Below are 6,178 nucleotides of genomic sequence, written 5' to 3' on the forward strand. Positions count from 1 at the left end.
GCCTGCGTGACGTCGGCCTGTACGACCCCGTTGGGGTTGTGCAGGCCGTTGTCGTGTTCAGGGGTGGGGTCCGGTGTCGTTGCGTGGGGTGGAGCTGGCGGAGATTCCGCTGGAGACGGTGCGGGTGGCTCGCGCGGTGTTCCCGAAGGGCTGTCTGGCGATGCGGGTGCGGGACAGACTCGGGCCGGTCTTCGTCGATGCCCAGTTCGAGGGGCTGTTCCCAGTACGGGGGCGCCCTGCGCTGTCGCCGGCCCGGCTGGCGCTGGTATCGGTGTTGCAGTTCGCGGAAGGACTGACCGACCGGCAGGCCGCGCACGCGGTCCGCTCGCGTCTGGACTGGAAGTACGCCCTCTCGCTGGAGCTGACCGATACCGGGTTCGACTTCTCCGTGCTCGGCGAGTTCCGTGACCGGCTGGTCGACGGCGACGCGGGCCGGGTGGTGTTCGACGCGGTGCTGAAGGCTGCGGGGGAAGCCGGGCTGGTCAAGCCGGGCAGACGACAGCGCACGGATGCCACTCACGTACTGGCCGCGACCAAGGACCTGAACCGGCTGGAGTTCGTGGCCGAGACACTGCGGGCCGCGCTCAACGAGGTCGCCGAGGCGGCGGGTGACTGGCTGGCGGCGGTGGCGGCGCCGGAGTGGTTCGACCGCTACTCGGCCCGGCCGGATGACACCCGGTTCCCGTCCCGATGGGCGGCCCGGGTGGAACACGCGGACCAGTGCGGGGCAGACGGGACGGTCCTGCTGGAGGCCGTTTGGGCGGCCTCGGCCCCGCCGGGACTCAGGTGCCTGCCCGCGGTGGAGTTCCTGCGGCAGACATGGGTGCAGCAGTTCCACCGCGTCAACGATGTTCCGCGCTGGCGGGACAAGCAGGATCTCCCGCCGGGCCTGATCCGCTTACGGACGCCCTACGAGCCCGAGGCCCGCACGGGATCGAAGCGAGACCTGGGATGGTCCGGCTACAAGGTTCACCTCAGTGAGACCTGTGAGCCCGACGCCCCGCACCTGATCACCCACGTCCACACCACCCCGGCGTCGGTCAACGACGTCGTCGTCCTGGAGGACATCCACACCGCCCTGGCCGAACGGGGGCTCCTGCCGGACGAGCATCTGCTGGATGCCGGATACGTCGACGCCGAGCAGATCCACCGCGCCCGCCGCGATCACGGCATCGACCTCGTCGGACCGATCGGGAAGATCACCAACCGGGCACAGGCCACCGGCGACTTCTTCGACAGCACCCGCTTCACCGTCGACTGGGACCAACGCCAGGCGGTCTGTCCCGGCGGCCGGACCAGTGTTCAGTGGCGAGAGGCCCGCAGCCATCGGGACACCCCGGTGACTCGCGTCCGGTTCGCCGCTCGGGACTGCGGCCCCTGCGAACTGCGGACTTCGTGCACCGATGCCAAGACCGGCCGCAACCTCACCCTGCGGCCCCGCGTAGAACACGACATCCTCCAGCTGACCCGGCCCGAGCAGGACACCGACCAGTGGCGCCGCCGATACGGCCACCGAGCCGGCGTCGAGGGCACCATCTCCCAAGGCATCCAAGCCTTCGGCCTGCGCCGATCCCGCTACCGCGGCTTCGCCAAAACCGGCCTGCAACATCAGCTCACCGGCGCAGCCCTCAACCTCGCCCGCCTCGACGCGTGGTTCACCGGCAGACCACTCGCCAAAACCCGCATCTCACCCTTCGCAGCACTCCGCCCCGTTGGATGAGATCCAACGGGGCGGAGTTAACCAACAGCATCCGGAACCCGGCGGGGGCTTTCTTCGGTGCGCCGGCCGCTCGGGCGAGCAGCTCTGCCAGGGGCTCAGGCCGTCAGCACGATCTTGCCGGTGACGGTGCCGGACTCCGCCAGCCGCAGGGCCTCGGCGGCGCTGGTGAGCGGCAGTCGGGCGGCGATGCGGGCGGTGACCTCGCCACGGCCCACGGCGGCGAGCACCTCGGTGAGGTCGTTCCGAAGCTGTGCCCGGAAGCGGTCCTTACCGAGCGCGCGGCCGGCCCAGATGTTGTAGAAGTACGCGTGCCGGCCGTTGGGCAGGGCGTTCCACAGTGCGGTACGGGCAAGGATCTTGAGGACCGGCCACTGCTTGGAACCGGTGTCGTCGCGGGTGGAGGCACTGCCGTACGCGACGAGGGTGCCGCCGGGCGCGAGCAGCTGCCAGGAATCGATCACGCTACGGCCGCCGACGTGGTCGAAGACGGCGTCCACCCCGCCGGGCGCCAGTTCCCGGACCAGCGCGGGGACGTCTCCCGCCCGGTAGTCGACGGGGACGACGCCCAAGTCCCGCAGCGCCTCGTGGTGCCGGGCGGAGGCCGTACCGATCACCCGCGCCCCGCCGGCGCGGGCGAGTTGGGCCAGCACGGACCCCACACCGCCGCTCGCGCCGTGGACCAGGACGGTCTGCCCGGCGCACACCCGGGCCTTGCGGTGCAGCATCTGCCAGGCGGTGATGCCGTTGACCACGACCGTCTCGGCCTGCGCCGCGGTGAGGCCCTCGGGGACGTCGACCGCGTCCGCGGCGTCGACGACCACGTGGCTGGCCCAGCCGCCGACCTTCACCAGCGCGGCCACCCGTCGCCCGGCCAGCGCCGGGTCGACGCCCGGCCCGGTCGACAGGACCCGGCCCACCAGGTCGTATCCGGGCACGAACGGGAACGGCGGCTGGTCGTAGTACCGGCCGCGGCGCATCTGCTGCTCGGCGAAGGAGACGCCGGTGGCCTCCATGGCGATCACGATCTGCCCCGGGCCGGGCTCCGGCACGGAGGCGTAGCGGATCTGCAGGCCCTCCGGGTCGACGATGCCCGGCAGAACGACCTCGACAAGGCGCTCGTTGGTCACGGCCGCCTCCTTTCGTAGAAGCTGTTGTGTTCGCTATAAGTTCTAACGCACATCCGGGGTGACAGTCAACAACAAACGTGAGACCTTCTAACGCAGGCGCAGGCGCAGGCGGCGCGCGGGACGCGACATGCCAATGCCGGCCACACCCTGGCGGGCGCGGTCGGCATTGGCGGGTCGGGGCTGTCGGGCCGAGCCGGCTGCGGATCAGGCCGGTCAGGCTGCGGGTCCGGCCGGAGCGGCCGCCTCCACGACCGTCTCGACGAGTCCCGTTTCGAGCCGGAGCACATGGCCGGACACCGAGGCGAGGGTGTCGCCGGACAACAGCGGGTGGCCGAGCAGTTTCGCGACGTCCTGGCGCGCGGTCTCGGTCGGGTCGGTCACGGCCTTCGCCGCGAGGGCGTCGCCGTCGAGCCCGGTGCGGCCGGCGAAGGCGTGGCGGAAGGCGGGCTCGGACAGCTTGCCGGTCCCGCATTGCGTGTGATGGATGACGGCGACGTCCATCCGCACCCCCAGGCGCAGGGCGAGGTAGGCGATGTCCTCCGCGACCCGGTCGTCGACGCGGCCTCCCGCGTTGCGCAGCACGCCCGCATCCCCGGTCCTGAGGCCGAGGAATCCGGCCGGCTCGACCCTCGGGTCGACGCAGGTCAGCACGAGGAGAAGCCGGTCTGGCAGGCCCTCCCCGCTCGGCATTACCAGCCTTGCGGGATCGACGGACGCGGCGAACTCGCGGTTGCGGTCGAGCAGTTCGGTGAACCGTGACATGACCCCTCCATTTGTTGTATATGCAACACATGCTGCGGGGGTACTCTACAGACCGGAGGTGTAGATGCAACAGGAGAGTGTGGCCGAGTCGCGTCGGCAGGCGACGCTGATGTCGGAGGAGTGCCTGGGCAGGCGGATCGCGCGCCTGCAGCGCCTGGTCGGTCGCCGGGTCGACGCGGAGTTGCGCCAGTTCGGGCTGACCCTTCCGCAAGTCGAGGTGCTCTCCGAGCTGGCGTCGGCCGGCGCCCCGGCACGCCCCTCGGAGATCGCGGGCTGGCTCGGCATCGAACGCTCGACCGTCAGCCGCAACCTCGACGGACTGGTGCAGCGCGGGTTCGTGGAGGTGGCCGCGACGTCGTCGACGGGACGAACCACCCGGGTGACCGTCACCGAAGCCGGGTACCGGGCGCTCGCCGACGCCGAACCGGCCTGGCACCGCAGCCAGGCATGGATCATCGAAGCCATCGGCGCGGACGCCCGCGAGACCCTCGACCAGTGGCTCGCCGCACTGGACCCCGACCAGTCGCCACGGTGAGGCCGCGACACCCGGGGCGCGATCAGGAGATCTTCACGCAGAGCGGCTCGGCGGAGCCGTGCTCGACGGTCAGCGCCCGGTAGCCGGTGGCGCTGATGTCGACGGTGTAGACGCCGTCGACGAGGCAGCGGTCGCGGGGCAGGGCGCCGGCGTCAGTGCCGAAGCCGAAGCCGAAGCCGAAGCCGAGCAGGATCGGGCCGCGGGCGTGCCAGGTCTGCGACTTGTCGAGGCGGTAGCCGACGACGGACCGGCCGCCCGACCCGGCCGCCCGATCCGGCCGCCCCTCATGCCCGGCTTCCGCCCCCAGTCGCCCCTGGCCGATGCGTTCCGACCGGCCCGCGTCATTCCAACCTCTTGACGAACTCATGACATTGACGGACCATCATGCTGGCGCGCGCCTCACCTCCTCCACCGTTCCGCCCCCACGGACCCCCACAGGAGGACAGTCATGCGACTGCCCCGCCGAGGGAAGCCCGCCGCGGCCACCGCCGTTCTGCTGGCCCTCGCCCTCGCCACCCCGATCACCGCCCAGGCCGCCTCCCCCTACCGCCTGTCGGCGCCCACATCCGCCGGTGCGGACACCGCTGCCGACACCGCCCGGCAGTACCGGCTCGACGGCCCCCGTACCGTCGCCGAACGCACCACCATCGCCGCCACCGGCGCCTCCGTCGACGCCGTCCTGCCCGACGCGGTGGTGGTCACCGCCACCCCCGCCGAGGCCGACCGGCTGCGCACGCTCGGGTGGTCCCCCACCGCGCTGCCCGGCCCCGACCACGGCACCGAGTCGGGCTCCGGCCCCGGCGGCGAGGGCCTGGACGAGAGCCTGGCCGGCCCGGTGTACGACTTCCCGCAGGCCGACTCCGGTTACCACAACTACGCCGAGGCCACCGCCGACATCGACGCCGTGGTCGCCGCGCACCCGGACATCATGAGCAAGCGCGTCATCGGCACCTCCTACGAGGGCCGGCCGATCGTCGCGGTGAAGATCAGCGACAACGTCGGCACCGACGAGGACGAGCCCGAGGTGCTGTTCACCGCCCACCAGCACGCCCGCGAGCACCTCACCGTCGAGATGGCCCTCTACCTGCTGCACGAGTTCGGCGACAAGTACGCCACCGACAGCCGCATCGCCAACGCCGTCAACAGCCGCGAGATCTGGGTGATCCCCGACCTCAACCCGGACGGCGGCGAGTACGACATCGCCACCGGCCGCTACCGCAGCTGGCGCAAGGACCGCCAGCCCAACCCCGCCAGCAAAAGCGTCGGCACCGACCTCAACCGCAACTGGAACTACAAGTGGGGCTGCTGCGGCGGCTCCTCCGGCTCCACCTCCAACGAGACCTACCGGGGCAGCGCCCCGGAGTCCGCCAAGGAGACCAAGGTGGTCGCCGACTTCGTCCGCAGCCGGGTCGTCGGCGGCAAGCAGCAGATCACCGCCGCCATCGACTTCCACACCTACAGCGAACTGGTGCTCTGGCCGTTCGGCTGGACCACCGCCGACACCGCCACCGGCATGACCGCCGACGAGTACAACACCTTCGCCACCCTCGGCCGCACCATGGCCGCCACCAACGGCTACACGCCCGAGCAGTCGAGCGACCTCTACATCACCGACGGCGCGATCGACGACTGGCTGTGGGGCGCCCAACGGGTCTTCGCCTACACCTTCGAGATGTACCCCGGCCCGAACGGCAGCAGCGGCTTCTACCCGCCCGACGAGGTGATCGGCCGCGAGACCAGCCGCAACCGCGAAGCGGTCCTGCGCCTGGTGGAGACGGCCGACTGCGTCTACCGCGCGATCGGCAAACAGCAGCAGTACTGCGGCATCCCCGCCTAATGGGAGCTACCGGGTTGTAGAAGACTCGGTGCCGTAGCCGCCAGCAGGTGAGCACTCTCGCCGCCGGAGCCGTTCGAGCTCTGAGGTCAGACCGTGCCCCGACTGGTCGGCCGGGAGGCCAGACCGCTGATGGGGTGGCGTGCCCGCCCGCGAGGGCGTGAGCACTGGATCCATTAGGCCGCGTGCCGTGCCTTCCG

Annotated in this window: 6 protein-coding genes; 3 read left to right on the forward strand and 3 right to left on the reverse strand. The window is 71.2% G+C overall.

Annotated features, from left to right (window positions below; translation table 11 throughout):
• The first annotated feature begins 73 nt into the window (after window positions 1–73).
• Entirely contained in the window at window positions 74–1,720 is a 1,647-nt protein-coding gene (locus tag ACZ51D_RS03195; RefSeq protein WP_465661023.1) for an IS1182 family transposase, read from the forward strand.
• 95 nt (window positions 1,721–1,815) lie between these two features.
• Here the strand turns inward: ACZ51D_RS03195 and ACZ51D_RS03200 are convergent, their stop codons facing one another.
• Together ACZ51D_RS03200 and ACZ51D_RS03205 are read right to left on the reverse strand one after the other, a co-directional pair.
• On the reverse strand, window positions 1,816–2,847 hold the full coding sequence (locus ACZ51D_RS03200; protein ID WP_465661025.1) for a medium chain dehydrogenase/reductase family protein: 1,032 nt from the start codon (window positions 2,845–2,847) through the stop codon (window positions 1,816–1,818).
• 213 nt (window positions 2,848–3,060) lie between these two features.
• Window positions 3,061–3,609 (reverse strand): carbonic anhydrase, encoded by a 549-nt coding sequence (locus ACZ51D_RS03205; RefSeq protein ID WP_465661031.1) that lies wholly within the window; start codon window positions 3,607–3,609, stop codon window positions 3,061–3,063.
• A 64-nt stretch (window positions 3,610–3,673) separates the two neighbouring features.
• Between ACZ51D_RS03205 and ACZ51D_RS03210 the strand changes: the two genes are divergently transcribed.
• Window positions 3,674–4,144: a MarR family winged helix-turn-helix transcriptional regulator gene (locus ACZ51D_RS03210; RefSeq protein ID WP_465619218.1), complete on the forward strand. Its 471-nt coding sequence runs from the start codon at window positions 3,674–3,676 to the stop codon at window positions 4,142–4,144.
• 22 nt (window positions 4,145–4,166) lie between these two features.
• On the opposite strand, the gene ACZ51D_RS03215 is transcribed toward ACZ51D_RS03210, so the two are convergent.
• Complete coding sequence (locus tag ACZ51D_RS03215) at window positions 4,167–4,511, reverse strand: hypothetical protein (RefSeq protein WP_465661033.1); 345 nt, start codon at window positions 4,509–4,511, stop codon at window positions 4,167–4,169.
• Between the two features lie 81 nt (window positions 4,512–4,592).
• Between ACZ51D_RS03215 and ACZ51D_RS03220 the strand changes: the two genes are divergently transcribed.
• Window positions 4,593–5,981: a M14 family metallopeptidase gene (locus ACZ51D_RS03220; protein ID WP_465619214.1), complete on the forward strand. Its 1,389-nt coding sequence runs from the start codon at window positions 4,593–4,595 to the stop codon at window positions 5,979–5,981.
• Window positions 5,982–6,178 lie beyond the last annotated feature (197 nt).

It is taken from the genome of Kitasatospora sp. NPDC033851 (assembly GCF_055576085.1).